The 25570-nt window shown below is 68.2% G+C and carries 24 protein-coding genes and 1 pseudogene; 14 read left to right on the top strand and 11 right to left on the bottom strand.

All coding sequences use genetic code 11. From position 1 onward, the window contains the following. Positions 1-58 precede the first annotated feature (58 nt). The 3 genes and pseudogenes from dnaN to BDD16_RS23385 all read right to left on the bottom strand — a co-directional run. Positions 59-1207: a DNA polymerase III subunit beta gene (dnaN, locus tag BDD16_RS05845; protein ID WP_179633080.1), complete on the bottom strand. Its 1149-nt coding sequence runs from the start codon at positions 1205-1207 to the stop codon at positions 59-61. Between the two features lie 14 nt (positions 1208-1221). Further along, positions 1222-2697, bottom strand: a complete 1476-nt coding sequence (dnaA, locus tag BDD16_RS05840) for a chromosomal replication initiator protein DnaA (RefSeq protein ID WP_375139094.1) — start codon at positions 2695-2697, stop codon at positions 1222-1224. 315 nt (positions 2698-3012) lie between these two features. Beyond that, positions 3013-3207 (bottom strand): annotated as a pseudogene (locus BDD16_RS23385) (DnaA N-terminal domain-containing protein); the annotation flags it as partial. 251 nt (positions 3208-3458) lie between these two features. On the opposite strand from BDD16_RS23385, the gene rpmH reads away from it, so the two are divergent. The 6 genes from rpmH to BDD16_RS05810 all read left to right on the top strand — a co-directional run bounded on the left by rpmH (position 3459) and on the right by BDD16_RS05810 (position 8473). Continuing rightward, on the top strand, positions 3459-3593 hold the full coding sequence (gene rpmH, locus BDD16_RS05835; RefSeq protein ID WP_179633078.1) for a 50S ribosomal protein L34: 135 nt from the start codon (positions 3459-3461) through the stop codon (positions 3591-3593). 50 nt (positions 3594-3643) lie between these two features. Next, a complete protein-coding gene (locus tag BDD16_RS05830) occupies positions 3644-4129 on the top strand; it encodes a ribonuclease P protein component (protein WP_179633077.1) in 486 nt (161 codons plus the stop codon). Positions 4130-4169: 40 nt separating this feature from the next. Then, on the top strand, positions 4170-4472 hold the full coding sequence (gene yidD, locus BDD16_RS05825; RefSeq protein ID WP_179633076.1) for a membrane protein insertion efficiency factor YidD: 303 nt from the start codon (positions 4170-4172) through the stop codon (positions 4470-4472). Between the two features lie 5 nt (positions 4473-4477). After that, positions 4478-6148, top strand: a complete 1671-nt coding sequence (gene yidC, locus BDD16_RS05820) for a membrane protein insertase YidC (protein ID WP_179636020.1) — start codon at positions 4478-4480, stop codon at positions 6146-6148. Between the two features lie 332 nt (positions 6149-6480). Continuing rightward, positions 6481-7896 carry a tRNA uridine-5-carboxymethylaminomethyl(34) synthesis GTPase MnmE gene (gene mnmE / locus BDD16_RS05815; protein ID WP_179633075.1) on the top strand — a complete coding sequence of 472 codons (1416 nt, stop codon included), beginning with the start codon at positions 6481-6483 and terminating at the stop codon, positions 7894-7896. 109 nt (positions 7897-8005) lie between these two features. After that, positions 8006-8473, top strand: a complete 468-nt coding sequence (locus tag BDD16_RS05810) for a cyclic nucleotide-binding domain-containing protein (protein ID WP_179633074.1) — start codon at positions 8006-8008, stop codon at positions 8471-8473. Positions 8474-8482: 9 nt separating this feature from the next. Here BDD16_RS05810 and BDD16_RS05805 read toward each other — a convergent pair whose 3' ends face one another. Then, the gene (locus BDD16_RS05805) at positions 8483-10483 is read right to left on the bottom strand and encodes a monovalent cation:proton antiporter family protein (protein ID WP_179633073.1); all 2001 of its coding nucleotides are present in this window, start codon (positions 10481-10483) and stop codon (positions 8483-8485) included. Between the two features lie 27 nt (positions 10484-10510). Between BDD16_RS05805 and BDD16_RS05800 the strand changes: the two genes are divergently transcribed. From BDD16_RS05800 to BDD16_RS05785, 4 genes are read left to right on the top strand one after another with little or no spacing between them, the layout of a single operon-like run. Then, complete coding sequence (locus BDD16_RS05800) at positions 10511-11536, top strand: KpsF/GutQ family sugar-phosphate isomerase (protein ID WP_179633072.1); 1026 nt, start codon at positions 10511-10513, stop codon at positions 11534-11536. Positions 11537-11538: 2 nt separating this feature from the next. Next, positions 11539-12138, top strand: a complete 600-nt coding sequence (locus BDD16_RS05795; protein ID WP_179633071.1) for a KdsC family phosphatase — start codon at positions 11539-11541, stop codon at positions 12136-12138. Between the two features lie 10 nt (positions 12139-12148). Continuing rightward, positions 12149-12832 carry an LPS export ABC transporter periplasmic protein LptC gene (lptC, locus tag BDD16_RS05790; protein WP_179633070.1) on the top strand — a complete coding sequence of 228 codons (684 nt, stop codon included), beginning with the start codon at positions 12149-12151 and terminating at the stop codon, positions 12830-12832. Continuing rightward, positions 12829-13638, top strand: a complete 810-nt coding sequence (locus tag BDD16_RS05785; protein WP_179633069.1) for an SDR family oxidoreductase — start codon at positions 12829-12831, stop codon at positions 13636-13638. The genes lptC and BDD16_RS05785 overlap by 4 nt, the downstream gene beginning before the upstream one ends. A gap of 112 nt (positions 13639-13750) precedes the next feature. On the opposite strand, the gene BDD16_RS05780 is transcribed toward BDD16_RS05785, so the two are convergent. After that, the gene (locus BDD16_RS05780; RefSeq protein WP_179633068.1) at positions 13751-14251 is read right to left on the bottom strand and encodes an RNA recognition motif domain-containing protein; all 501 of its coding nucleotides are present in this window, start codon (positions 14249-14251) and stop codon (positions 13751-13753) included. A 260-nt stretch (positions 14252-14511) separates the two neighbouring features. Here BDD16_RS05780 and BDD16_RS05775 point away from each other — a divergent pair, with 260 nt between their 5' ends. The 3 genes from BDD16_RS05775 (at position 14512) to BDD16_RS05765 (ending at position 18010) form a co-directional block, all read left to right on the top strand. Continuing rightward, complete coding sequence (locus BDD16_RS05775) at positions 14512-15153, top strand: MarC family protein (RefSeq protein WP_179633067.1); 642 nt, start codon at positions 14512-14514, stop codon at positions 15151-15153. 90 nt (positions 15154-15243) lie between these two features. Further along, positions 15244-16905 carry a GMC family oxidoreductase gene (locus BDD16_RS05770; RefSeq protein WP_179633066.1) on the top strand — a complete coding sequence of 554 codons (1662 nt, stop codon included), beginning with the start codon at positions 15244-15246 and terminating at the stop codon, positions 16903-16905. Between the two features lie 346 nt (positions 16906-17251). Next, on the top strand, positions 17252-18010 hold the full coding sequence (locus tag BDD16_RS05765; protein ID WP_179633065.1) for a sulfite exporter TauE/SafE family protein: 759 nt from the start codon (positions 17252-17254) through the stop codon (positions 18008-18010). 7 nt (positions 18011-18017) lie between these two features. Here the strand turns inward: BDD16_RS05765 and BDD16_RS05760 are convergent, their stop codons facing one another. From BDD16_RS05760 to BDD16_RS05740, 5 genes are all read right to left on the bottom strand, one after another. After that, positions 18018-18800 carry an MBL fold metallo-hydrolase gene (locus BDD16_RS05760; protein WP_179633064.1) on the bottom strand — a complete coding sequence of 261 codons (783 nt, stop codon included), beginning with the start codon at positions 18798-18800 and terminating at the stop codon, positions 18018-18020. A 156-nt stretch (positions 18801-18956) separates the two neighbouring features. Next, entirely contained in the window at positions 18957-19640 is a 684-nt protein-coding gene (locus BDD16_RS05755) for an FHA domain-containing protein (protein ID WP_179633063.1), read from the bottom strand. A gap of 44 nt (positions 19641-19684) precedes the next feature. Continuing rightward, positions 19685-20467 carry a Stp1/IreP family PP2C-type Ser/Thr phosphatase gene (locus tag BDD16_RS05750; protein ID WP_179633062.1) on the bottom strand — a complete coding sequence of 261 codons (783 nt, stop codon included), beginning with the start codon at positions 20465-20467 and terminating at the stop codon, positions 19685-19687. A gap of 27 nt (positions 20468-20494) precedes the next feature. Next, positions 20495-23137 (bottom strand): CHASE2 domain-containing serine/threonine-protein kinase, encoded by a 2643-nt coding sequence (locus tag BDD16_RS05745; RefSeq protein ID WP_179633061.1) that lies wholly within the window; start codon positions 23135-23137, stop codon positions 20495-20497. Between the two features lie 75 nt (positions 23138-23212). Then, on the bottom strand, positions 23213-23947 hold the full coding sequence (locus BDD16_RS05740) for a TerC family protein (protein ID WP_179633060.1): 735 nt from the start codon (positions 23945-23947) through the stop codon (positions 23213-23215). A gap of 252 nt (positions 23948-24199) precedes the next feature. On the opposite strand from BDD16_RS05740, the gene BDD16_RS05735 reads away from it, so the two are divergent. Then, a complete protein-coding gene (locus tag BDD16_RS05735) occupies positions 24200-24559 on the top strand; it encodes an SWIB/MDM2 domain-containing protein (RefSeq protein WP_179633059.1) in 360 nt (119 codons plus the stop codon). A gap of 48 nt (positions 24560-24607) precedes the next feature. Here BDD16_RS05735 and argC read toward each other — a convergent pair whose 3' ends face one another. Beyond that, positions 24608-25549, bottom strand: a complete 942-nt coding sequence (gene argC, locus BDD16_RS05730; protein ID WP_179633058.1) for an N-acetyl-gamma-glutamyl-phosphate reductase — start codon at positions 25547-25549, stop codon at positions 24608-24610. Positions 25550-25570: the final 21 nt, after the last annotated feature.

Here is a 25570-nt window from a genome sequence, read left to right as displayed (position 1 = left end):
TCGGGGTGTCGGTCAAAGGTCGATTGTCGCCGACCCGGCTGACACGCCGGGGCTGGCATCAGATCCGCATCGGCATCACGACGTACTTGAAGCCGTCCTGCTCGGGCACCGTGAAGAGTGCCGAGCTGTTGGCGTCCTGCAGCGACAGCGTCACCAGCTCCTGGTCCATGTTCGAGAGCACGTCCATCAGGTAGGTGACGTTGAAGCCGATCTCGATCGACGGGCCGCTGTAGTCGATCTCCAGCTCTTCCTTGGCCTCTTCCTGCTCGGCGTTGTTCGAGGCGATGCGCAGCGCGCCCGGCTCGAAGTTCATCCGCACGCCCTTGAACTTCTCGCTGGTCAGGATGGCCGCGCGCTGCAGGCTGGTCAGCAGCGCGCCGCGGCCCAGCGTGATGTGCTGCTTGTGGTTCTTGGGGATGACGCGGTTGAAGTCCGGGAACTTGCCTTCGACCAGCTTGGTGACGAACTCCATGCCGCTGAAGGTGAAGCGCGCCTGGTTCGCGGCGAAGCACATCGCGATCGGCGCGGCCTCGGCTTCGCTGCCGTCCTTGGCCGGCTTGGCATCCTTGGCGCCGTCCTTGAGCAGGCGCTGCAGCTCCAGCACGGTCTTGCGCGGCAGGATCACCTCCTGCTTCGGCATCTCCACGTCCAGCGTGGCCTGCGCGAGGGCGAGGCGGTGGCCGTCGGTGGCGACCAGCGTCAGCGTGTGGCCTTCGGCGACGAAGAGGATGCCGTTCAGGTAGTAGCGGATGTCGTGCACCGCCATCGCGAAGTGCACCTGGTCGATCAGGCCCTTGAGCGTCTTCTGCGGCACGCTGAAGGTGGGGCCGAAGTCGGCGGCTTCCTGCACCAGCGGGAAGTCGTCGGCTGGGAGCGTCTGCAGCGTGAAGCGGCTCTTGCCCCCTTGCAGCGTCAGCTTGTTCTGCGCGGCGCTGAGCGTGACGGTCTGGTCCGGCGGCAGCGTGCGCAGGATGTCGATGAGCTTGCGCGCGCCGACGGTGGTGCTGAAGTCGCCCTTGTCACCGTCCATCGCCGCGCTGGTGCGGACCTGGATCTCGAGATCGCTGGTCGTGAACTCGCACTGCCCGGCGTGGCGGCGGATCATCACGTTCGCCAGGATGGGCAGGGTGTGTCGGCGCTCGACGATGCCCGAGACGGACTGCAAGGCGGCCAGGAGCTTGTCCTGCGGTGCTTTCAACACGATCATGATGGAGGGGTCTTTCAGCCTTTGAGGGTCTGTTCCAGGACGTGGAGCTGCTGGTTGAGTTCGGTGTTCTTCTGGCGCTCGGCGGCGATCTTGCGGACCGCGTAGAGCACCGTCGTGTGGTCGCGCCCGCCGAACAGGTCACCGATCTCGGGCAGGCTTTTCTGGGTCATTTCCTTGGCCAGGTACATGGCGATCTGGCGCGGCCGGGCGATGCTGGCGGGGCGCTTCTTGCTGTACATGTCGCCGATCTTGATCTTGTAGAAATCGGCGACGGTCTTCTGGATATTCTCGACCGAAATCTGCCGGTTCTGGATCGACAGCAGGTCTTTCAGCGCCTCGCGGGCCAGCGCGATGTTGATGTCCTTGTGGCTGAAGCGCGAGTAGGCCAGCACCTTGCGCAGCGCCCCCTCCAGCTCCCGCACATTGGCGCGCACGTTCTTGGCGATGAAGAAGGCCACGTCCTCGGGCATCTGGCTGCCTTCTGCGACCGACTTCTTCATCAGGATCGCCACCCGCATCTCCAGCTCCGGCGGCTCGATCGCCACCGTCAGTCCGGCATCGAAGCGCGAGGTCAGACGCTCGTCGATGTCCACCAGCCCCTTGGGGTAGGTGTCGCTGGTCATGATGATGTGGGCGCGCTTGGTCAGCAGGGCCTCGAAGGCGTTGAAGAACTCCTCCTGCGTGCGGTCCTTGCCGGCGAAGAACTGCACGTCGTCGATCAGCAGCAGGTCGAGCGAGTGGTACTTGGCCTTGAGTTCGTCGAAGGTCTTGCGCTGGTAGTTGCGCACCACGTCGGAGATGAACTGCTCGGCGTGCAGGTAGAGCACGCGGGCGTCCTTGTGTTCCTTGAGCAGCGCGTTGCCGACGGCGTGGATCAGGTGTGTCTTGCCCAGGCCGACGCCGCCGTAGAGGAACAGCGGGTTGTACATGCCGCCGGGCGAGCTGACGACGTGCATCGCGGCGGTGCGGGCCATCTGGTTGGCGCGGCCGGGCACAAGCGTGTCGAAAGTGAGGGCGGGGTTGATGCGCCCGCGGGTGTTGGACGGCGCCATCGGGGGCGGCACCGTCGGGATGATGATGGTCGGCGCGCCGCCCAGGAAGGCGCTGGAGCCGGCGGCGGCCCCCGCGCCCGGATGGGCGCTGCTGGTGGCGGGGGCGGGCGGTGCGGCCACGGGCTGCGGTGCGGCGGCCGCTTCTGCCGCCTTGGTGCCGGCGACACGCTTGCGCCGCGAGGCCACGGCCGCCGAGGCCTTGGCCAGCGCGGACGCGGCGGAGATCGCGCTGCTCGACGCCGGGACCACCGTGGCCACCGGTGCGGCGGCGGGTTCGGGGGGAGGCTCGGCGGGCACTTCGGCGGGCACTGCGGGCGCGGCGGCGGCCGGGCTGCGGCGCGACGGTGCACGGGCCGCCGGCGTCGGGCCGGGCATGGTGGCAGGCGGAGCCGGGTGGCCGGCGACGGGCAAGGTCAGCAATTCATGCAGCCCCGGCATGCCGGAGGGCGTCCGGCCCGTCCGGAACGCCGGTGTCGTGTCGGGTGTGGGCGGCAGAAGACCGGCGGCGTTGCTGTTCAGACCCACCGCGCGCGAGCGGGGACGGGGCGTGCTCGCTCGCGCGGTGCCCGGTGCGGCCGAGGCCATGTCGGCCGGCAGGGGCAGGAAGTCGATCATCGACATCTGCACCGGTGTCGCGGGCGGCGGGGGAGGGGGCTCGGGGGTGTGCGGTGCAGGTGCAGGCACAGGGTCGCCGCCACTGCCCAGCGACAGCTCCAGCCGCACCGGCTTGCCGGCGATCTCGCTCAGCAGCCGCTCGATCCGCGCCGCGAACTGCGAGCGGATCCAGTCCATCTTGAACCGGTTGGGAACACGCAGACCCACGAGGTAGCCTTCGCCGGCCGCCGACACCTGGGCGGGCGGCAACGGGCGAAACCACGTGTTGAACTGCTGTGCCGGCAGCTCGGCGGCGAGGCGCTCACAGCCTCGTTGCCACAGGTCCAAATGCATGTTCTAAAAATTGTGGACAACCTCAGGAGAAGGGGCGCGATTGTATCGACATCAGGCAACCCCGGGTTGCGGTTATCCACAGTTTTGGGCGAGGGGTCAATCCCCGCGCGCGGCCAGTGCGTGTGTAGCAAGTCGTTGACTTTCAAGGGAGTTTTTGCTGTAATCGTGGGTTTCCCGAATTGGGGTGCCAGAGGGGTGCCCAATCGGAACAGGCTCAAGACCGAGCCCAAGCCAAGGCTAGAGGATTCAAGATGAAACGCACCTACCAACCGTCGAAGGTTCGCCGCGCCCGTACCCATGGCTTCCTCGTGCGCATGAAGTCGCGCGGCGGCCGCGCTGTGCTGAATGCACGCCGCGCCAAGGGCCGCAAGCGCCTGGCTGTCTGAGTTCCGGGGCGTCCAGCGCCCGTTGCGACGCGGTGAGCGCAACCGGATCCATGGTCCTGACGCCGCTGACCGGGGCTGCCCGGTTCGAGTCGGCCATGGCGGTTCGGCCCATCGCGCGCAGTGCCCATTTCATGGTGCACCATCTCGCGACAACAAAGTTGTCAACAGGCCACAAGCCGTCTCTGACCAGCTCGGGGGCTGTGGATGAATCTGTGGACAACTCTGTGGATGACTCTCCGGAAATGAACTTGCTGCGACTGGGTCTGGTGGTGCCGAAGCGACATGCCCGGCGCTCGGTGACCCGCACGCAGGTCAAGGTCCAGATCCGTGCCGGCATCCGGCGTCATCTCGATCAACTGGTGTCCGGTGACTGGGTGGTGCGCCTGCGTGCCCCCCTGGATCGCAAGCTGTTTCCGAGCGCCCGCTCGGAGGCGCTGGCGGCGCTGCTGCATGCGGAAATCGATGCGCTGCTGGGCGATGCCGCCCGGCGGGCGCGCCGCGCATTGGTGCCCGCGGTACCGGTCGGGTCAAGCTGACGCGATCCCTCAACCGTGCACAGTCGGCCCACCCCCAGCCATGTCCCACACTGACCCCCCGACGCTGCAGCACCGTGTCCGGGCCTGGCCTCGACAGGGGCTGATCGGCGTGGTCCATGCCTACCGCCTGGTGCTGAGTCCCTGGCTGGGATCTTCCTGTCGTTTCGAGCCGACGTGCTCCGCCTATGCGCTGGTCGCGCTGGAGCGCCATGGGGCGTTGCGTGGCGGCGCGCTGACGGTCGGCCGCATCGCGCGCTGCCACCCGTGGTGCGCGGGCGGGCATGATCCGGTCCCAGACCAGTCGCACCGACTGTTTTCCTCCTTTCGAAAGACACCTGTATGACCGGTATGACCGATACGCGGCGCGCCGTGCTGTGGGGCGTTTTCTCCGTCTCGCTCGTGATGCTCTGGGATGGCTGGAGCAAGCACAACGGGCAGCCGTCGATGTTTGCCCCGCCGCCGCCGGCCGTGACTGCGCCGGCTCAGGCGGGTGCGGCGGGTGTGCCGGCCGTGGCCGGAGCCGCTTCGGCGGCCGTGGCCGGCGTGGCCGCGCTGCCTGCGGCGACAGCGGGTGTGCCGGTCTCGCAGAAGATCGACATCACGACCGATCTGGTGCAGGCCACGTTCGATACCCGCGGTGGCTCCATCGTGCGCATGGCCCTGCCGCGTTACAAGGATGACCAGGACGCGAAGAACCCCGTCATGCTGTTCGACCAGTCGGCCGGGCGGGTCTACCAGGCCGACTCGGGCCTGATCCCCCGCATGGCGGGCGAGGCGGCACTGCCCAACCACCTGACGGTGATGAACCTGCTGCCCGGCCCGCGCACGCTGGCCGACGGGCAGAACGAGCTGACGCTGACCTTCGAGTCGCCGGACCAGGGCGGCGTGAAGCTGCGCAAGTCCTACACCTTCAAGCGGGGCGACTACGCGGTCAAGGTGCGCCACGAAGTGATCAACGGCACGGCCGCACCGATCGCGCCGCAGCTCTACCTGCAGCTTGCCCGCGACGGCACCGTGCCGTCCTCCTCGATGTTCATGGGCCCGACTGCCTTCACCGGCCCGTCGATCTACACCGACAAGGGCAAGTTCCAGAAAGTCGACTTCTCCGACATCGAGAAGGGCAAGGCCGACCACGAGAAGTCTGCCGACAACGGCTGGATCGCGATGGTGCAGCACCACTTCGTCGGTGCCTGGCTGGTCGGCGACAAGCGGGAACGCAGCTTCCAGACCAAGCGCGAAGGCACCAACCTCTATTCGACGTCGATGACGCTGCCGCTGGCACCCATCGCCGCCGGTGCGACGCAGGCCGTGGACGCCACGCTCTACGCCGGTCCGCAGGAAGAGAAGAAGCTCGAAGCACTGGCCCCTGGGCTGGAACTGGTCAAGGACTACGGCTGGGTGACGATCCTCGCCAAGCCCCTGTTCTGGCTGCTCGACAAGCTGCACGGCATGCTGGGCAACTGGGGCTGGTCGATCGTGGCGCTGGTGGTGCTGCTGAAGATCGCGTTCTACTGGCTCAACGCCAGCGCCTACCGCTCGATGGGCAAGATGAAGGCGGTCAACCCCAAGGTCCAGGAGATGCGCGAGCGTTTCAAGGACGACCCGCAGAAGATGCAGCAGGAAATGATGCGCATCTACCGCGAGGAGAAGGTCAACCCGCTGGGCGGCTGCCTGCCGATCTTCATCCAGATGCCGTTCTTCATCGCGCTGTACTCGGTGCTGCTGGCCTCGGTCGAGATGCGCGGGGCACCGTGGATCGGCTGGATCACCGACCTGAGCGTGCAGGATCCTTACTACATCCTGCCGGCGCTGATGACGATTTCCACGCTGTTCCAGACCTGGCTGAACCCGACGCCGCCGGATCCGATGCAGGCCAAGATGATGTGGATCATGCCGCTCGTGTTCAGCGTGATGTTCCTGTTCTTCCCGGCTGGTCTGGTGCTGTACTGGTTCGTCAACAACCTGCTGGCGATTGCGCAACAGTGGATGATCAACCGGCAGCTGGGCCTCAATCGCTGAGCTTGATGGGGGTTTTCCCGCCAGATCCGGTCGGGTTCCATGCACCGTGGAATCCGGCCGCGACAAGCCCCACACCTCGAAACGGTTGATGCAAACCGGGCCTTGAGACTGTCACATTCCCCGTGCATCATTCGTTTTGCGGGGTTTGACCCGGGAGTGTTGCAGCAGGCTTTGAGAGCCGCATTCGGGGCCGGGAGGCTCGCTGCAACAGTCTTGGCTCTGGGGGTTGAATGCTTTTGTAGCTGGCTCCCCTCCGCGCGAATCCGCAACGCCCTGTCCGGCTGGTCCGACAGGGCGTTTTTTCTGGGCGCTGCTCGGCGAGAATGCGCGCCATGCTCGCTCGACACCAGGACCCCATCATTGCCATCGCCACCGCACCCGGACGGGGGGCCGTGGGCATCGTGCGGGTGTCCGGCCGCGCGTTGCAGCCGCTGATCCAGGCGCTCACCGGGCGCACGCTGGTGCCGCGACACGCCACCTATGGCCCGTTTCTCGGTGTTGACGGCGTTCCGATCGACCAGGGGCTCGCACTCTATTTCCCGGCACCCCACAGCTACACCGGCGAGGACGTGCTGGAGTTGCAGGCCCACGGCGGTCCGGTGGTGCTCCAGCTGCTGCTCGCCCGCTGCCTGCAGGCCGCAGCGGCGGACGGCTCCTTGCCGGCTCTGCGCCTGGCCGAGCCGGGCGAGTTCACCGAGCGGGCCTTCCTGAACGACAAGCTCGATCTGGCCCAGGCCGAGGCCGTGGCCGACCTGATCGACGCCAGCACCGAGGCGGCGGCCCGCAGCGCGGCGCGCTCGCTCTCGGGCGCCTTCTCGGAGCGGATCACGGCCTTGCGCGACCGGCTGATCGAGTTGCGCATGCTGGTCGAGGCGACGCTGGATTTCCCCGAAGAAGAGATCGATTTCCTGGAAAAGGCCGACGCCCGCGGCCGGCTCGACCGGCTGGCCGGCCAACTGGCAGCCGTGCTCGACACCGCGCAGCAGGGCGCGCTGCTGCGCGAGGGGCTGAAGGTCGTGATCGCCGGCCAGCCCAACGCGGGCAAGAGTTCGCTGCTCAACGCGCTGGCCGGGGCCGAGCTGGCCATCGTCACGCCGATTCCCGGCACCACGCGCGACAAGGTCAGCGAGACGCTGCAGATCGAGGGCGTGCCAGTTCACATCATCGACACCGCTGGTCTGCGCTCGGACGAGGAAGCCAGTGACGAGGTCGAGCGCATCGGCATCGCGCGCAGCTGGGGCGCGATCGCCGAGGCAGACGCCGTGCTGCTGCTGCACGACCTGACCCGCTGCGACGACCCCGTCTACGCCGAGGCGGACCGCGCGATCGAGGCCCGCCTGCCGGACCGCCAGCGGCTGGTCCACGTCTACAACAAGGCCGACGCGGCGCCCGCGGACCGGGCTGCATCGGCCTTGGCGGCGCTGCCTGAAGGAAGCAGGGCGCTCGCGCTGTCGGCCCGGACCCACGACGGCCTGCAGACCCTGCGCGAGACGCTGCTGGCGCTGGCCGGCTGGCATGCCTCGCCGGAAGGGGTGTTCATCGCCCGTACCCGCCACCTGAAGGCGCTGCGGCAGGCGCAGGACCATCTCGGCCAGGCGCGTGGCTGGGCGGCGCAGGCCGATTCGGCGCTGGATCTGCTGGCCGAGGAGCTGCGTCTGGCCCACGACGCCCTGGGCGAGATCACGGGCGCCTACACGCCGGACGACCTGCTGGGTGACATATTCACGCGCTTCTGCATCGGCAAGTAGACGATGCCCTTCTGCTGGTGGACTTGTTACGATCTGAATCAGCGTCAATCCGGGCACTCTGGCATGTTCAGCGCTCGGATGGGAATGCCACCATCAGCAGGAGTGCGCCATGGGAATTGATGAACTGATCGAGGCTGTCCAGTCCTACCGGGCGGACGATGCCTTTCGCGCACGCCTGGACCTGGGACAGTGGCGCCAATTTGCCGCCTACCTGACGGCTTACCAGTTGCGCGCTGGCGACCTGCTCATCAAGCAGAACGACTGCGACCGGGCCGCCTACTTCGTCGGCCAGGGCACCTTGCAGGTCTACGTGAGCGGTGCCGCCCCCGGCACCAGCCGCATCGCCCTGATGCGCCCTGGCGCGCTGGTCGGCGAAACGGGCCTCTTCAGCGACCAGCCGCACTCCGCCAATGTCGAGGCGATGACCCCCTCCATCGTGTGGGCGCTGCACCTGCCGCGTTTCGAGGAACTCACCGCCCGTGCCCCGCTGATCGCCAACGAGGTGTTGCGGGCCGCCGGTGCGGTGATGGTGGCGCGGCTGCGCGCCAGTCTGACCCTGCGGATCGCTGTGGCGTGAGGCCGCGCGTCAGCGCTTGAGCAGGCGGCTTTCGGCCAGCGCCAGGGTTTCCGGCAGACCACTGAGCACCAGCACATCCCCGCCGGCCAGTACCAGATCCTCGTCGCCTGTGGCCACGACCTGGCCGGTCGCGCGGCGCACCGACACCACCGACACCCCCATCACGTGCAGCGTCAGGTCGCCCAGGCGCTGACCGACGCTCGGCGCGCCCGGCGGCAGGCTCACCGACTGCAGCCGCGCCTGCTGCAGCTCGCTGACGGTGTCGTCGTCGGCGCCGTGGAAGTAGCCACGCAGCAGGCCGTAGCGGGCGTCGCGCGCGTCCTGCGTGATGCGGATCACCCGCCGCATCGGCACGCCCACCAGCGCCAGCGCGTGGCTGGCCAGCATCAGCGAGCCTTCGAGCGCCTCCGGCACCACCTCGGTGGCGCCCGCCGCGCGCAGGCGCTCCAGATCGGTGTCGTCCGGCGTGCGCACGACCACCGGCACGTGGGCCGCGTGTTCGCGCACATGCTGCAGCACCTTCAGCGCCGAGGGGGTGTCGTGGTAGGTGATGACCACTGCCGTGGCGCGCGACAGGCCGGCGGCGATCAGGCTCGGCAGCTTGGCCGCGTCGCCGAAGACGACGCTCTGGCCAGCCGCAGCCGCCTGGCGCACGCGGTCGGGGTCGAGGTCGAGCGCCATGTAGGGAATGTGTTCCTGGTCGAGCAACCGGGCCAGGTTCTGGCCGCTGCGGCCGTAGCCGCAGATGATCAGGTGCGCCTCGGTGCGGATCGACTTCTTGGCGATCGTCGTGAGCTGCACCGACTGCATCAGCCAGTCGGTCGCCGACAGCCGCATCACGATGCGGTTGCTGCCCATGATGATGAAGGGCGTGGCCAGCATCGACAGCACCATCGAGGCCAGCACCGGGCTCATCCACTGTGCGCCGACCAGATGCACCTCGGCGCCTAGCGTGAGCAGCACGAAGCCGAATTCGCCCGCCTGCGCGAGGTACAGGCCGGTCCGGATGGCCACGCCCGGCGCCGAGCCGAACAGCCGGGCCAGCACGGCCACCATGCCGGCCTTGGCGAGCACGGGCACCACGCTCAGCGCGAGCACCAGCGGCCATTGCTCCAGCACCGGCCGCCAGTCGAGCTTCATGCCGATGGTGATGAAGAACAGACCCAGCAGCACGTCGTGGAAGGGCCGGATGTCGGTCTCCACCTGGTGCTTGAACTCGGTTTCGGCGATCAGCATGCCCGCCACGAAGGCGCCCAGCGCCATCGACAGCCCGGCATGCTCGGTCAGCCAGGACAGTCCGAGCGTGATGAGCAGGATGTTCAGGATGAACAGGTCCTCGCTCTTGCGCCGCACGACCAGCGTGAGCCACCAGCGCATCAGCCGCTGCCCGCCCCAGAGCAGCAGGGTCAGCAGTGCGGCGGCCTTGACCAGCGCGCTGCCCAGGGTGCGCCAGAGGTCATCGCCGCCCTCGGCCAGCGCGGGAATCAGCACCAGCAACGGCACGACGGCCAGATCCTGGAACAGCAGCACGCCCATGACGTTGCGGCCGTGTTCGCTTTCCAGTTCGAGGCGTTCGGCCATCATCTTGACGACGATGGCCGTGCTCGACATGGCCATGGCGGCACCGAGTGCCGCAGCGCCCTGCCAGCTCAGCTCCCAGGGCTGACCGAGCAGCTTGAACAGCACTGCCAGCAGCCCGTTGCCCAGCGCCGCGCCCAGCACGGTCAGCACCACCTGCCCGGCGCCCAGCCCGAACACCAGGCGCTGCATGCTGCGCAGCTTGGGCAGGTTGAACTCCAGGCCGATCACGAACATCAGAAAGACGACACCGAACTCCGCCAGGTAGCGGATGCCCGCCGAGTCCCGCGCCAGCGCCAGTGCGTTGGGGCCGATGAGCACGCCGACGATCAGGTAGCCCAGCATGGCGGGCAGTTTCAGCAGCCGGCAGCCAACGACGCCGATCACGGCAGCGAGCAGGTAGAGAAGCGCGAGATCGAGATTGCTGGCCATGCACCGTCCTAGAATCGCCCTATCCTAATGCAGCCCCCGGCCCGAGATTCAGTGACTCCTTCCCCTGCCGCCCCTCCCTTCGATGCCGAGCGGGCCATCCGCATGGCCTGTCAGACGCTGCGCATCGAGGCCGAGGCGCTGCTGCAACTGCAGGACCAGCAGGGCGCGGGCTTCGCGGCGGTGGTCGAGACCATCCTGCGCAGCAGCGGTCGCGTGGTCGTGATGGGCATGGGCAAGAGTGGCCATGTCGGACGCAAGATCGCCGCCACCCTGGCCTCCACCGGCACGCCGGCGCTGTTCGTCCACCCGGCCGAGGCCAGCCATGGCGACCTCGGCATGGTCACCCGCGGTGACGTGGTGCTGGCGATTTCCAACTCCGGCGAGAGCGACGAGCTGGCGGCCATCCTGCCGGCCCTGAAGCGCCTGGGCGTGACGCTGGTGGGCATGACCGGCCGGGCCGAGTCGACGCTGGCGGCGCACTCCGATCTGGTGCTCTCGAACCGCGTGACACAGGAAGCCTGCCCGCTGAACCTCGCCCCCACGGCCAGCACCACGGCGCAGCTCGCGCTGGGCGATGCGCTGGCGGTGGCGCTGCTCGATGCCCGCGGCTTCCGCGCCGAGGACTTCGCGCGCTCGCACCCGGGCGGGGCGCTCGGGCGCAAGCTGCTCACGCACGTCCACGACATCATGCGGCAGGGCGATGCGGTGCCGCGGGTCACGCCCGCGGCGGGCTGCGTCGAGATGATGCGCGAGATGAGCGCCAAGGGCCTGGGCGCCACGGCCATCGTCGACGGGGAGGGCCGGGCGATCGGCGTCTTCACCGACGGCGACCTGCGCCGCGCGGTCGAGCAGGGCACCGATCTGCGCACGCTGACCGCCGCCGATCTGCTGCGCCCGAGCCGGCCGCGCAGTGTCCGCGCCGACGCGCTGGCCGTCGAGGCGGCCACGCTGATGGAAGAGGCCTGCATCACCACGCTGCTGGTCCACGACGCCGAGGGCCGCCTGATCGGCGCCCTCAACACCAACGACCTGATGCGCGCGAAGGTGATCTGACCATGCCGATTCCGACCCCTGTCTGGCCCCGTCCGGTCACGCCGACGCTGCAGTTTCCGCCTGCTCTCCTGCTGCGCGCACAGCCCGTGCGGGCCGCGGTCTTCGATGTCGATGGCTGCCTGACGGACGGCCGCATCTACATCGGCGAGTCCGGCGAGACGGTCAAGGCCTTCAGCACGCTGGACGGCCACGGCATCAAGCTGCTGGCGCGCGCCGGCATCACGCCGGTGGTGATCACGGGGCGCGACACGCCGGCGGTGCGGCGGCGCTGCGCCGATCTGGGCATCGTCCATGCGCTCTACGGCATCCACGACAAGCTGGCCGCCGCCGAGCAGGTGCTGCAGACCCTGGGACTGGACTGGCACGCGCTGGCCGTCATCGGCGACGACTGGCCGGACCTGCCGCTGATGGTGCGCTGTGCGCTGGCCTGTGCGCCCGCCCAGGCGCACGCCGAGGTCCAGGCTGCGGCCCACCACGTCACGGCCATGCCCGGCGGGCAGGGCGCAGCCCGCGAGTTCTGCGATGTGCTGCTGATGGCCGCAGGGCGCTACGGCGAGTTGCTGGCCGGTCACCTGACCACGCTCGACGGCGCGGCGCGCTGAGCCCGGGACCGTGGCGCCCCTCGACGACGACGACGTCACCCCGCTGCCGCTGCCGCCGCTGCTGAGCCGGCTGCCGGAGGCTGCGGGCCATCCCGCGCTGCCGCGTGGTGTGCGCATGCGCCATGCGCTGCTGGGCAATCTGCCGCTGTTCCTGATGGCGCTGCTCGCCGCGGCGACCTGGTGGCTGGTCCAGAGCACGCCCGCACCGGAGCAGGAGCGCATGCCGGCCGAGGTCCGGCACGAGCCGGATTACGAGATGCGGGGGTTCTCGGTGCAGCACTACGTGTCCGCCGGACCGGCGCGGGGCGTGGTCGAAGGGGACGTCGTGCGCCATTACCCCGACACGGACACGCTGGAGATCGACGGTGTCCGCCTGCGCTGGCGCGACGACCAGGGGCATACGCTGCGTGCCACGGCGGCCCGTGCCACCGCCACCGGCGACGGCAACGAGGTGCGGCTCACCGGTGGCGCGACCGTGGTCCGCGATCTGCTGCCCGGAGAAGAGGCACCGATGACCTTCAGCAGCGAAGAGATGGTGTTCGACCGGCGCGCCGACCAGGTCCGCAGCGCCCGCCCGGTGACCTTGCGACAAGGCGCCAGCGTCATCGAGGCCCGCACGCTGGTCTATGACCACGCCGACGGCCGGCTCGATCTGCAGGGCGCCGTGCGGGGGCATCTGCCTGCCCGGCGATGAACCACGACCAGATCGCGCGCGAGCGTTCCCCGCTGGTCTTCATCACCGGCGCATCCAGCGGCATCGGGCAGGCGCTGGCGGCCGCCTATGCGCAGGAGGGCTGGCGGCTGGCGCTGGTGGCGCGGCGTGCGGACGTGGTGCAGCAGTGGCTGGCCGGGCAGGGCCTGGGGCCGGAGCGGGCCGCCGTCTACCAGGCCGATGTGCGGGACACCGACGCCATCGTGGCGGCGGCGATGCGCTGTCTGGTCGAGCAGGGCTTGCCGCTGGTCGTCATCGCCAATGCGGGCCTCAGCGTGGGCATCGACACGGCGGAGCGGGCGGATCTGGACGTGCTGCGCGAGCTGTACGAGACCAACGTGATCGGCATGGCGGCCACCTTCCATGCGTTCATTCGTCCGATGCGGCTGGCGCGCAGCGGGACGCTGGTCGGTGTCGCGAGCGTGGCGGCCATCCGCGGGCTGCCGGGGCATGGGGGCTACTGCGGCAGCAAGGCCGCGGTCGTGGCCTATTGCGAAAGTCTGCGCGTGGAGTTGCGCGCCGATGGCGTGCGGGTGGTCACGCTGGTGCCTGGGTTTGTGGACACGCCGCTCACCCGTGGCAACCGGTACCCCATGCCCTTCCTGATCGCACCTGGCGATTTCGCCGACAGGGCCTTGCCGCTCATCGCCCGTGGAGCGCGTTTCGCGGTCGTGCCGTGGCCGATGGCGTGGGTGGTGGTGGGGCTCCGGTTGTTGCCGAGGGCGCTCTACGACCGGCTGATCGCGGGTCGCGGACGCAAGCAGCGCCGCGAGGACACACCGAACTAGCGAACGGGAGGCGCCAATGCAACAAGGCGCCAGATCTTGCGATCTGGCGCCTTGTCTTGATTCAGGGGCTGTATTTCAGTCAGAGCATCAGCGAACCAATGCTCTGTCGAAATCAGTAGCCGCCGCCGCCGTAGCCGCCGCCGCCGCCACCGTAGCCGCCGCCACCGCTGCGGCCACCGCCGCCACCGGTGCCGCCGCCGCCTTCACGACGGCCACCGCCGCCGTAGGGGCTGCGGAAACCGCCGCCACCGCCGCCGCCAGGGCCGCCGGCACCACCGCCGCCGCCACCGTAGCCGCCGCCACCGCTGCGGCCACCGCCAGCACCGCCGCCACCGTAGGGGCTGCGGAAGCCACCCGGACGCTCTTCACGCGGGCGGGCTTCATTGACGACGATGGCACGACCACCGATTGCTTGGCCGTTCAGGCCATTGATTGCGGCTTGCGCTTCGGGATCTGAGCCCATTTCGACAAAACCGAAGCCCTTGGAGCGACCGGTTTCGCGGTCCATCATGACCTTGGCGGAGCTGACCGCACCGAACTGGGAGAACGCGTCGTTCAGATCTTCGTCGCGGACGCTGTAGGCGAGATTGCCCACATAGAGTTTGTTGCCCATGGAAGAGCGCCTTTCAAGAAACAGGGTACCTGAGGTACCAGAGGACCATGTGGCGGAGCTACAGCCAGCACTCATTCCAGGGAACAGAGAAAAGGCGCCGCGTCCAATCACGAGGGATCATTATGTATGACGGTCAAGCACTGTGAGCATCCCTACCGCAAGAAGTGTTGTAAGGCTGCGCAGATTTTTTGCACTGATTGGTCCGTTGAAGGGCGTTTCAGGGGTAAACCCCGAAACGGTGCGGGCGCAGAATCCCCCCCATGGATCTTTTCAAACCGCTGGTGGCGCTGCTGGCCATCGTCAATCCGATCGGTGTCGTGCCGTTCTTCATCCACTTCACCCAGCACCTGACGCCTGAACAGCGTCGGCGCACGATCCGGGTGTCGAGCTTCTCGGCCTTCCTCGTCATCGCCATCAGTGCGCTGGCCGGGCTGAAGGTGATCGAGTTCTTCGGCATCTCGCTGGCATCGTTCCAGGTCGGTGGCGGGACGCTGCTGCTGATCAGCGCGCTGCAGATGCTCAACGCGCAGCCGGCCGAGTCCCGCTCGGACGATGTCAGTGACGGCCAGCAGCGCGCGGATGCGGGCGACAGCATTGCCGTGGTGCCGCTGACCATTCCGTTGCTGACCGGACCTGCCACGATCTCGACCATGGTGATCTATGCCGATCAGGCCCGCCACTGGTGGCACCTGGCGGCGCTGGTGGGGTATGGCGTGGTCGTGGGGGCCGCCACCTTTCTCGCCTTCTCCGCCTCCGGCGCGATCGCACGGCTGCTGGGCAAGACCGGCATCAACGTGATGACGCGGCTGATGGGGCTGATCCTCGCGGCGCTGGCGGTGGAGATCATGGCCGAGGGGCTGGTCAAGCTGTTTCCGGTCCTGGCTTCGCATGTGAGCGGGTAGACCGCTGGCGGAACTGCTGCACTGGCGTTTCGACCGAGTGCCGCCGCCCGTGCCAGCGCTTAGAGTGCGGTGCCACGGAGATCCCAGAACATGCCCAGTTTCGACTACATCGTCATCGGCGCCGGCACGGCGGGCGCCCTGATGGCCAACCGCCTCAGCGACGCCAAGGGCCTCAGCCGCGTCCTGCTGCTCGAAGCGGGCGGCCACGACGACTACCACTGGATCCACATCCCGGTCGGTTACCTCTACTGCATCGGCAACCCGCGCACCGACTGGCTCTACCAGACCCAGGCCGATCCTGGGCTCAACGGCCGCACGCTGCGCTACCCGCGTGGCAAGGTGCTGGGCGGCTGCTCCAGCATCAACGGCATGATCTACATGCGTGGTCAGTCGCGTGACTACGACCAGTGGGCTGCGCTGACCGGCGATGACTCCTGGCGCTGGGACCAGTGCCTGCCGTACTTCCGCCAGCACGAGAACCACTGGCGGCTCGACCCCGACCAGGCGGCACAGACATCCGAAGCCTTCAAGGCGCTGCACGGCCATGGCGGCGAATGGCGCGTCGAGAAGCAGCGCCTGCGCTGGGACGTGCTGGATGCCTTTGCCCAGGCCGCGCAGCAGGCCGGCATCCCCGCCACCGACGACTTCAACCGCGGCACCAACGAGGGCGTGGGTTACTTCGAGGTCAACCAGAAATCGGGTTTCCGCTGGAACACCGCCAAGGCCTTCCTGCGCCCGACCTGCTTCGGCCGGCCCAACTTCGAGATGTGGACCGGCGCCCACGTCCGCCGCCTGCTGACCGAGCGCGGGGCCGACGGCCTGTTGCGCTGCACCGGCGCCGAGGTGGTCACGCCGCATGGTGTCGAGACCGTCACCGCCACCCGCGAGGTCATCCTGTGCGCCGGCAGCATCGGCAGCGCGCAGATCCTGCAGCTCTCGGGCATCGGGCCGGGTGCCTTGCTGCAGCAGCACGGCATCCCGGTGCAGCACGACCTGCCCGGCGTCGGCGAGAACCTGCAGGACCACCTGCAGATCCGCTCGGTCTACAAGGTGCAGGGGGTGAAGACGCTCAACACGCTGGCTGCCACGTCCTGGGGCAAGGCGAAGATCGGGCTGGAATACCTGCTGCGCCGCACCGGGCCGATGAGCATGGCGCCCTCGCAGCTGGGCGCCTTCACGCGGACCTCGGATGCGTTCGTGTGGCCCAACATCGAGTACCACGTGCAGCCCCTCTCGCTCGATGCCTTCGGCCAGCCGCTGCACGCGTTCAACGCCTTCACGGCGAGCGTCTGCAACCTCAACCCGACCTCGCGCGGCCACGTGCGCATCACCTCGCCGCGCCACGAGGACGCGCCGGCCATCTTCGCCAACTACCTCTCCACGCCCGAGGACCGGCAGGTGGCGGCCGACTCGCTGCGCGTGACGCGGCGCATCGTGGCGCAACCCGCGATGCAGCCCTACCGGCCCGAGGAGTTCAAGCCCGGCGTGCAGTACCAGAGCGACGAGGACCTGGCGCGCCTGGCCGGGGACATCGCGACGACCATCTTCCACCCCGTGGGCACCTGCAGGATGGGGCGTGCGGACGACCCGACCGCCGTGGTCGATTCGCGCCTGCGGGTGCGTGGCGTAGCCGGACTGCGGGTGGTGGACGCCAGCGTGATGCCCACGATCACCAGTGGCAACACCAACTCGCCGACGCTGATGCTGGCGGAGCGGGCGGCGCAATGGGTGCTGGCGGACCGTCTGGCTTGACCAATGCCCATTTCGGGGCATTCCTGGAGCGTTACATGGCGACAACACGCCATGTTGGTGCGGGAAACCCCGAATATGTGGGCCGTTCGCCAGCCCCTACATTTCCGCCACTCGCAAACGCAGACCCTCCGTGGCTGCGTGCAGGAGCGAGGGACTGAGGAGACTGGTTCACCAAGCGCCAACAACAGGCGCCAACAACAGGCGCCAACAACAACACCATCACCCTGCCACCAATAAAACATCCAGGCAGGTCTGACGCTCCGAGAATGCAGCGCAAGAGCGCAGTGAGAGACAATTCAGAGGCACCGGCAACCCCGGTGCCTTTTGTTTTTCAGGGGCGGGCGGGATGGAACTGGTGTGGGTGACGCTGGCGTCGGGGCTGGCAGGGTTTGTCGATGCGATCGTGGGCGGGGGCGGGCTGGTCCTGGTGCCTGCGCTGTTCGCGGTCTACCCGGCTGCAGCGCCGGCCACGCTGTTCGGCACCAACAAGGGTGCCGCCGTCTGGGGCACCGCCTGGGCAACGGCGCAGTACGCCCGCCGCGTGACGATGAACTGGGCCACGCTGGTGCCGGCTGCCGCGGCAGCGCTGACCTGCAGCTTTGCCGGGGCGTGGCTGGTGACCCAGGTGCCCGCCACGGGCCTGCGGCGGGCCTTGCCCTTCATCCTGCTGGCGGTGCTGGTCTACACGCTGGTGCGCAAGGATCTGGGCCGCACCCACACACCCGGTTCCTCCGCTCGCCGGGAGGCCGTGCAAGCCACAGGGATCGGCGCGCTGGTCGGTTTCTACGATGGCTTCTTCGGCCCCGGAACTGGCAGCTTCTTCGTCTTCCTGTTCGTGCGCGTGCTGGGCTACGACTTCCTGCACGCCTCGGCGGCGGCCAAGCTGCTCAACTCGGCCACCAACGTGGCCGCGCTGGCACTGTTCGCCTCGACCGGACATGTCTGGTGGCCGGTGGCCGCCACGATGGCGGTGGCCAATGTGCTCGGCAGCCTGCTGGGCGCGCGGCTGGCGTTGCGCCATGGTGCCGGCTTCGTGCGCGGCGTGTTCATCGCCGTGGTGGGCGCGCTGATCGTGCGCACCGGGTGGGACGCGCTGCGGCTCTGAGCCGCGATCAGAACCGGTAGCGTTCGCCCCGGGTCAGCGCGAAGACGGGCAGCGGCAGGTCGAGCGCAGCCAGTTGGCCGGTGACTGCGGCCATCTCGCCGGGCTTGACGTGGGTGATGGCGATCGAGGTGTCGCTGTCCACATCCAGGTGCAGCAGTTCGGCTGCGAGCATGGATGGCGAGAGGTGGCGGCTGATCTCGGCCAGCGCGCGTTCGTCGTCGTTGAACGCCGTCTCGATCACCAGCTGCGCGATCGGGCGCCCGCGCAGCCGTTCCCAGAGCGCCGGATTGGGTCCCGTGTCGCCAGTGAACACCCACAGACCCGACGGCGTGTCCACGGCAAAACCGCAGGCCGGCACCGTGTGCCAGGCGGGCAGCACCTCGATCTGCAATCCGGCGAGCGCCAGGTGATCACCGGTCCGGAAGGGCACCAGCTCCAGGATGGGGCGCCCCTCGTGTGGCAGCCGGGTGAAGTCCGGCCAGATCACGTTGTTGAAGACGTGCTGGCGCAATGCGTCGAGCGTCTCGGCCAGGCCGTGCACCTGGATCGGCCGGAACGGGGTCATCGCCAGGCGGCGCTGCATGACGCTGTCCGCGATCAGCGGGATGCCCAGCACGTGGTCCAGATGCGAGTGGGTCAGCACGATGTGGTCGATCGCGGCCAACTCGTCCAGGGTCAGGTCACCCACACCGGTTCCTGCATCGACGAGCACATGCTCGTCCAGCAGGAAGGACGTGGTCCGGTTGTCGAGGGCGATCGAGCCCGAGCAGCCAAGGACACGCAGATTCATCAGGATTCCAGGTGAGGACTTGCAACAAAGGCGGCCATGCTGCCCCCAGCCTCACCCCGGCGCAAGCGAGTGCCTGCGCACTTCCGCACTGCTTGCGCCCTGCCGTGGGCGCAAGAGTCTGTCGACGTGAACAAGCACACGGGCCGACTTGCCCGCTCAGGGCTGCATGAACTGCATCTGCGTGCCGGCGAGTTCGATCACGTCCCCATCCTTCAGATGCACCGGATCGGACTGCACCGGGGTGCCGTTGACGGTCGGACGGGCATTGCCTTCCACATGGGCGAAGACGTAGCCGCCCGGACGCTTGGTGATCGAGGCCACCTGCACGCCTGGCTTGCCGACGGTGGTCACGACCTTGGTGAGCACCACCTCGCGCCCGGCGGCCGCACCCGACAGCACCCGGATGGACGCCTGCGGCACGGTACCAGCCGCCAGTCCGCCGAAGCCGGAGGGCGGGAATGCGCTGGGCATGGTCGGTGCGGTCGGTCGACCATGCAGTCCGGGCTGGTGCTGGCCCGGCTTGAGGATCATGGTCTTCTCGTAATCGGAGCTGTCCTCGACCAGATACTTGATCTTGTACTTTCCGATTTCAATCGTGTCGTTGTGTTGCAGCAGCTGCTTCTTGATGGCCCGACCGTTGATGTACGTGCCGTTGGTGCTGTTCTGGTCCTCGATGTAGACATCCTGACCGACCATCTGCAGCACGGCGTGCTCCCCGCTCACGGCGAGGTTGTCGATCACGATGTCGTTGTAAGGACGCCGGCCCAAGGTGGTCTTGTCCTTGGTGAGCTGAACTTCCTTGATGACAACACCGTCCAGCGAAACAACAAGTTTGGGCATGAGCAACCTCTGAAGCTTGGCGTCTGGGACCTGGTCCCTTGATCTCAGCGCCGGAATGGCCACCACGCCTGGCCTGCACCGGGCAGGGCGTGAACGGCTACCAGTATCACAGCGATATTATCCCGCCCGCCCGCCTGATTGGCAGCATCGATCAGTGCCTGTGCCGCTTTGTCGATCTCGGCATGTTCCCGGAGGACGGCGGAGATCTGCGCATCGTCCAGCATGTCCGACAGGCCGTCCGAACACATCAGGAACCAGTCGTCGGGATGGACGGCGTGGACATGGGCTTCGAGCAGCACCACATCCTCCACGCCGACGGCCCGGGTCACCAGATTCTTCTGGTGGCTGTTGGCCGCCTGCTCGGGCGAGATCAGTCCGGCGTCGATCTGCTCCTGCAGCAGCGAGTGGTCGCGGGTGAGCTGCATCAGGCGGTCGTCGCGCCAGCGGTAGGCCCGCGAATCGCCGATGTGGCCCAGCAGCAGCCGGCTGCCCCGGAACACGCCCACCACCAGCGTGGTGCCCATGCCGGCGTACTGCGGCTCGGCGTGGGCGGCGTTGAAGATGGCGCGGTTGGCGTTGTCCACGCAGACGTCCATGGCCCGGCGCACCTCGCGGTCCGACGCTTCCGGCCCCGCTTCTGTGAGCCACTGGCCCAGTTCGCGCTGGATGAAGGCCGTGGCCATGCCGCTGGCGACCTCGCCGGCGTTGTAGCCGCCCATGCCGTCGGCCAGCACCATCAGGCCTGCCGGCTCGTCCAGGGCGACCGAGTCTTCGTTGTTGTTGCGGATGCGACCTCGGTCGGTCGCGGAAAAGAACTCGAAAGTCATGGGAAAGACACGCGGGCGGTCCATGGATCAGCGGCGTGATTGTGACGCGGTGGCTTTCGGCACGGGCATCTGCGCCGTGTGCGGGAATGGTCCCGCCGCGTATTCCTCCACCGATCCGAGCACGGGGAAGTCGTGGCGCTCCGATCTGCTGCGCTGCAGCATGGAGGAAATCAGGTGCAGGTCGGTGGCCAGTTCGAGTCCGTCCGGATAGCGCAGCTCGGCCCGCTTGTCGAGCAGGATGCCCAGCACGTCCGCCAGCGCTTCGGGCACCGAGGGCCGCAGGCTGCGCACGTCGGGTGCCGGCGTGTTGGCAATCGCGCCCATCAGCTCGGTCATCGTGTGGCCCGACAGCGGCAGCTCTCCGGTGAGCATGTGGAACATCAGCACGCCCAGCGAGTACAGGTCGCTGCGGCCGTCGGCCTGGCGCCCGGCGATCTGCTCGGGCGACATGTACGACGGCGAGCCCAGGATCAGCCCGGTGCGGGTGCGGCTGGCACCGGAAACGCGGGCGATGCCGAAATCCGTGACCTTCACCTGCCCGCGCGCCAGATCGATCATGACGTTGGCCGGCTTGATGTCGCGGTGGATCACCCCCAGCGCATGGGCGTGCGCCAGTGCGGTGGCGATCCGCGTGCCGATGGCCACGACGGTCGCCATCGGCAGCAGGCTGCCGGCACGCAGGTGCTGGGTCAGGTCGTGTCCGGTCAGGCGCTCCATGGCGATGTAGGCGATGCCGTGCGCTTCGCCGGCACTGAACACCCGCACGATGTCGGGGTGGTGCAGTCGACTTGCCGCTTCGGCTTCGCGGTGGAAGCGCTGGCGGGCTTCCTGGAGCGCATGGCCATCGAATTCGCGCGCCAGGGCCAGCGTCTTGACCGCGACCTCCTGTCCGGTGTCCGTGTCATGCGCCAGATAGACCCGCCCCATCGCGCCACGGCCCAGTTCCCGGTCGAGCTGGTAGGGGCCGAGACGTGGCAGTTCCCGCGGGGCCTCGACTGCGGTCAGCGCCGTGCTGGCGAGCACTTCGTCGCGCGAGAGCGGCTGGGTCTTTTCGAGTGCGCGCATCGAGGCCTCGTCCGCGAACTCGTCCGGGTTGCGCGGAATCGGACGGGTCTTCTCGTAGTCGGTCAGCTCCATGGAGGCCGTCTCGACTCCGGAGTCGGCAGGAAGCTCCGTGTCCGGGTCGTCCTCGATCTCGTGCCTTGCCATGGGCTGTGCCGGGGCCGGGGGCAGCGGCATCTGCATGGGGGCGCTGGCCTGCACAGGCAGTGGCATCACGTCGAAGGTGGTGATGATGGTGTCGGCCACCGGGGCTTCGATCAGTGCGGGGGGGGCGGCAGTGTGCTGTGGCGTCAGCCGCTGCCAGTGCGCGTGCAGACGCAGCCCTGCCCAGCCGGCCAGCAGGCCGGCCAGCGGCAGCGTCAGCGGCATCCAGATTCGTGCCAGCCCCAGCAGCAGGTGCGGCACGAGCAGCAGCACGACTGCGGTCACGCCCGACAGGGCCAGCGCCGTGCCGCGTGTCGCGCGTGGCACGACACGCACCACGCATCCCGCCACTGCCACCAGCAGCAGCCAGGGCATCCAGTGCGTCCAGCCTGGCTGCTGCACCCAGCGGCCGTTGACCAGTGACGATGTGATGCGCGCGAGGGCTTCGGCCGGGTGGATCGCGCGCCCGTCGGGCAGCCGCACGTGGCGGGCAGTCATGCCGGTGTTGTCGTGGCTGATGAGGACGATACGCCCTTGCAGGCGGGCGGCCGTGGCCGGGTTGTCGAGCACGTCCTGCGCGCTGACGACGAGCAGGCCGGCCTGTGCTGCCGAGCCTGTTGCCCACAGCGGAGTCAGCCAGCCCTGGGCGTCCACGGACAGCGTGCGTCCGCCCAGGCGCGGCGGGGACGATTGCAGCGCGGTGTCGATCTGGGCCGGCGTGAGACCGCGGTGCATGCCGGCAGCCAGCACGGCCAGCGAACTGACACGCCAGGCCCCGACCTGTCGCTGCAGTTCATGGCGGCGCAGCACGTCATCCGGGTCGGTCTGGATCTCGGCATGACCGACGCCGGCGGCCGCATCGCGCAACCGCGGCAGCGGCCAGGGCGCGGCCAGCGGAGCGCCTGCAGGCGTGCGGGCTCCGGCAGGCTGGCCCTTGGAGAGAAGGGGGGCTGCGGACAGTGCCGATTCCGGCAGGGCGGCCAGACTCAGCAGCGTGCGCTGGTGGCGCTCCAGGCTGGCGGCGAGCCGGGCGTCGCCGTCGAGGTTGAGTTCGCTGCGTTCGAGCATCGCCGGCAGCTCGGGATACCGGGCCAGCACCGGGTCGGCGGCGATGGTGGCGTGCAAGTGCTGCAGTTCGGCCAGTGCACGTTCGCTCTCGTGGCCGATGAACGGTTCCGTGTCGACGACGACGCTGGCCTGTGCGAGCCGGTCGATCAACCGCGCATGCAGGTCGCGTGGCCAGGGGGCGCGGCCGTGGCGTGCCTGGCTGGCCTCGTCGATCATCACCAGAGCGACTTCCGACGCTGGCACCGAGGCCGTGGTGCTGGTGATGGCCCGGTCGTGGAGCCATTGCTGCGGCAGCCGGGCCAGATCGGTGCTGGCGTGCAGCCAGCTGACCACACCGATGGCGAGCACGGCCCACGCCCAGTCCTGTTTCCAGAAGATCGGACGTGGGCTGGTCATGGTGGTCGGTCTGGAATGTGAGATCTCGGTCTCACAGTATCGCAGCGCCGATGGCCCGCGCGAAGGTCTGCCGGCTCAGGCGGCTGGTTTTCGGGTGGCCATCAGCTTGCCGGCGGCCAGCACCAGCAGCGCGCCGAAGACGCCGGCGCCGTAGCGGATCGTGGCGCTGACCTGCGGCTCGGCACCGGTGGCAGCACCGCCGCCGGTTGCATCGGACAGCCATCCTGCGACCGCGGGGTCGGTGACGGCCATCGTGCCGGCGATCCAGCCCAGCAGCATGCCGCCGATGGTGATGACGGCGGGGAAGCGGTCCATCAGCTTGATGACCATCTGGCTGCCCCAGACAATGATGGGGATGCTCACCAGCAGGCCGAAGATGACCAGCGGCATCTGGTGGCCTGCAGAGGCGGTCTCCGCGGCGCCTGCGATGGCGATCACGTTGTCCAGGCTCATCACGAAGTCGGCGACGATGACGGTCTTCACTGCCGCCCAGAGCTTGTCGCTGGCCTGGATCTCGTGGTCACCGTCGTCCTCGGGCACCAGCAGCTTGATGCCGATCCACAGCAGCAGCAGCGCACCGACGATCTTCAGGAAGGGCAGCTTCAGCAGCGTCAGCGCGAAGAAGATCAGCACGACACGCAACAGGATCGCCCCGGCCGTTCCCCAGAGAATGCCCGCACGGCGTTGAGCGGGCGGCAGCTTGCGGCAGGCCAGCGCGATGACGACCGCGTTGTCCCCGCCGAGCAGGATGTCGATCATGATGATCTGGCCGACAGCGAGCCAGAATTCGGGAGTCAGGAACTGTTCCATGGCGTTTTCTCGGACCTTGTCGGACCGGTATTGAAGAGAAGTTGTCCGACCCTGACACAAGGCTGTCTTCGGGTCACGCGGCAGTGTAGAGGGCACGCTGCGCGATTTTCATGCGTAGCTCCACGAACATCGGCGGAGATCGCCGGGGCTTTCCGACCGAACACGCCTTCTCAATGCCCGAGGCTCGCAGTACCATAGACGAGCAGTGCCAGTCCCACGGGCACATCACCATCCAAGACGGAGAAAACACACATGGCAACTGCCAAGAAGGCCGCCGCGAAGAAGGCCCCCGCACAAGTAGTCGAAGTCGCTGTTGCCGCACCCGTTGCCGCACCGGTGGTTGAAGCCCCGGCGGCCGCGGTCAAGAAGCCCAGTGCAGCCTTCATGAAGCCCATGACCCCCTCGAAGCTGCTCGCTGCAGTGGTCGGCAAGAATCCGCTGCCCCGCACCGAAGTGACCAAGAAGGTCTGGGAATACATCAAGCAGCACGACCTGCAGGATCCCGCCAACAAGCGCATGATCAACGCCGACAAGAAGCTCAAGGCGATCTTCGGCAAGGACCAGGTCTCGATGTTCGAGATGACCAAGCTGATCAGCAACCAGCTGTCCTGAGTCGCGCTTCCTGCCTGACCAAGCCCGGCACCGCCGGGCTTTTTTGCGTCAGAGACCGAGGTTTTCCTCGACCCCGAGGTGCACGTTCATCGACTGCACCGCCGCGCCGCTCGCCCCCTTGCCGAGGTTGTCCAGGCGCGCCATCAGCAGCACCTGCTCGCCATTGGCGAACACGAACAGATCGACCCGGTTGGTGTCGTTGCAGCCCTGCACGTCGAAGAAGCCGCCTTCCATCGTCGCCGGGTCATTGAGCGGCATCACGCGCACGAAGGGCTCGCCCGCGTAGTGCTCGGCGAAGGCCGCGTGCAGCCGCTCGGCCGTGGCGCCGGGGGCCAGTTGCGCGCGGTGCAGCGGGATCGTGACCGACAGCCCCTTGTAGAAGTTGCCGACCACCGGCACGAAGACCGGCTTGGTCGTCAGCCCCGTGTGGGTCATCATTTCCGGGATGTGCTTGTGCGCCAGCCCCAGCGCGTAGGGGCGCGGCGACTCCAGCTTCACGTCGCCACCGGCCTGGTACTGCTCGATCATCTTCTTGCCGCCGCCCGAGTAGCCGGTCAGCGAGGTGGCGCTCACCGGCAGCGCGGCCGGCACCAGCCCGGCGTCCACCAACGGACGCATCAGCAGGATGAAGGCGCTGGCGTGGCAGCCCGGATTGGCGATCCGCTTGGAGGCGCGCAGCTGTTCGCGCTGGCCCGCAGCGAGTTCCGGCAGGCCGAAGGCCCAGCCCGGCACGGTCCGGTGTGCGGTGCTGGCGTCGATCAGGCAGGTGTTCGGGTTCGTGATCAGCGCGGCGGCTTCGACCGCGGCGGCATCCGGCAGGCACAGGAAGGCCACGTCGGCCGCGTTGAGCAACCGTGCGCGCTCGGCGGCGTCCTTGCGCTTGTCGGGGTCGATGCGCAGGACCTCGATGTCGGCGCGGCTGGCCAGATACTCGTGGATGCGCAAGCCCGTCGTGCCCTCCTGGCCGTCGACAAACACTGCATGCTTCATGGGGGAACCTCGTGATCGGTG

This window comes from Sphaerotilus montanus (assembly GCF_013410775.1).
Classification (GTDB): domain Bacteria; phylum Pseudomonadota; class Gammaproteobacteria; order Burkholderiales; family Burkholderiaceae_C; genus Sphaerotilus; species Sphaerotilus montanus.
This window is presented reverse-complemented; position numbering and strand designations above follow the sequence as displayed.

Excerpts from the sequence above, each read along its gene's own strand:
- dnaN (WP_179633080.1), bottom strand. The coding sequence starts at position 1,207 with ATGATCGTGTTGAAAGCACCGCAGGACAAGCTCCTGGCCGCCTTGCAG.
- dnaA (WP_375139094.1), bottom strand. The coding sequence starts at position 2,697 with ATGCCGGGGCTGCATGAATTGCTGACCTTGCCCGTCGCCGGCCACCCG.
- rpmH (WP_179633078.1), top strand. The coding sequence starts at position 3,459 with ATGAAACGCACCTACCAACCGTCGAAGGTTCGCCGCGCCCGTACCCAT.
- BDD16_RS05830 (WP_179633077.1), top strand. The coding sequence starts at position 3,644 with ATGGTCCTGACGCCGCTGACCGGGGCTGCCCGGTTCGAGTCGGCCATG.
- yidD (WP_179633076.1), top strand. The coding sequence starts at position 4,170 with ATGTCCCACACTGACCCCCCGACGCTGCAGCACCGTGTCCGGGCCTGG.
- yidC (WP_179636020.1), top strand. The coding sequence starts at position 4,478 with ATGACCGATACGCGGCGCGCCGTGCTGTGGGGCGTTTTCTCCGTCTCG.
- mnmE (WP_179633075.1), top strand. The coding sequence starts at position 6,481 with ATGCTCGCTCGACACCAGGACCCCATCATTGCCATCGCCACCGCACCC.
- BDD16_RS05810 (WP_179633074.1), top strand. The coding sequence starts at position 8,006 with ATGGGAATTGATGAACTGATCGAGGCTGTCCAGTCCTACCGGGCGGAC.
- BDD16_RS05805 (WP_179633073.1), bottom strand. The coding sequence starts at position 10,483 with ATGGCCAGCAATCTCGATCTCGCGCTTCTCTACCTGCTCGCTGCCGTG.
- BDD16_RS05800 (WP_179633072.1), top strand. The coding sequence starts at position 10,511 with ATGCAGCCCCCGGCCCGAGATTCAGTGACTCCTTCCCCTGCCGCCCCT.
- BDD16_RS05795 (WP_179633071.1), top strand. The coding sequence starts at position 11,539 with ATGCCGATTCCGACCCCTGTCTGGCCCCGTCCGGTCACGCCGACGCTG.
- BDD16_RS05785 (WP_179633069.1), top strand. The coding sequence starts at position 12,829 with ATGAACCACGACCAGATCGCGCGCGAGCGTTCCCCGCTGGTCTTCATC.
- BDD16_RS05780 (WP_179633068.1), bottom strand. The coding sequence starts at position 14,251 with ATGGGCAACAAACTCTATGTGGGCAATCTCGCCTACAGCGTCCGCGAC.
- BDD16_RS05775 (WP_179633067.1), top strand. The coding sequence starts at position 14,512 with ATGGATCTTTTCAAACCGCTGGTGGCGCTGCTGGCCATCGTCAATCCG.
- BDD16_RS05770 (WP_179633066.1), top strand. The coding sequence starts at position 15,244 with ATGCCCAGTTTCGACTACATCGTCATCGGCGCCGGCACGGCGGGCGCC.
- BDD16_RS05765 (WP_179633065.1), top strand. The coding sequence starts at position 17,252 with ATGGAACTGGTGTGGGTGACGCTGGCGTCGGGGCTGGCAGGGTTTGTC.
- BDD16_RS05760 (WP_179633064.1), bottom strand. The coding sequence starts at position 18,800 with ATGAATCTGCGTGTCCTTGGCTGCTCGGGCTCGATCGCCCTCGACAAC.
- BDD16_RS05755 (WP_179633063.1), bottom strand. The coding sequence starts at position 19,640 with ATGCCCAAACTTGTTGTTTCGCTGGACGGTGTTGTCATCAAGGAAGTT.
- BDD16_RS05750 (WP_179633062.1), bottom strand. The coding sequence starts at position 20,467 with ATGACTTTCGAGTTCTTTTCCGCGACCGACCGAGGTCGCATCCGCAAC.
- BDD16_RS05745 (WP_179633061.1), bottom strand. The coding sequence starts at position 23,137 with ATGACCAGCCCACGTCCGATCTTCTGGAAACAGGACTGGGCGTGGGCC.
- BDD16_RS05740 (WP_179633060.1), bottom strand. The coding sequence starts at position 23,947 with ATGGAACAGTTCCTGACTCCCGAATTCTGGCTCGCTGTCGGCCAGATC.
- BDD16_RS05735 (WP_179633059.1), top strand. The coding sequence starts at position 24,200 with ATGGCAACTGCCAAGAAGGCCGCCGCGAAGAAGGCCCCCGCACAAGTA.
- argC (WP_179633058.1), bottom strand. The coding sequence starts at position 25,549 with ATGAAGCATGCAGTGTTTGTCGACGGCCAGGAGGGCACGACGGGCTTG.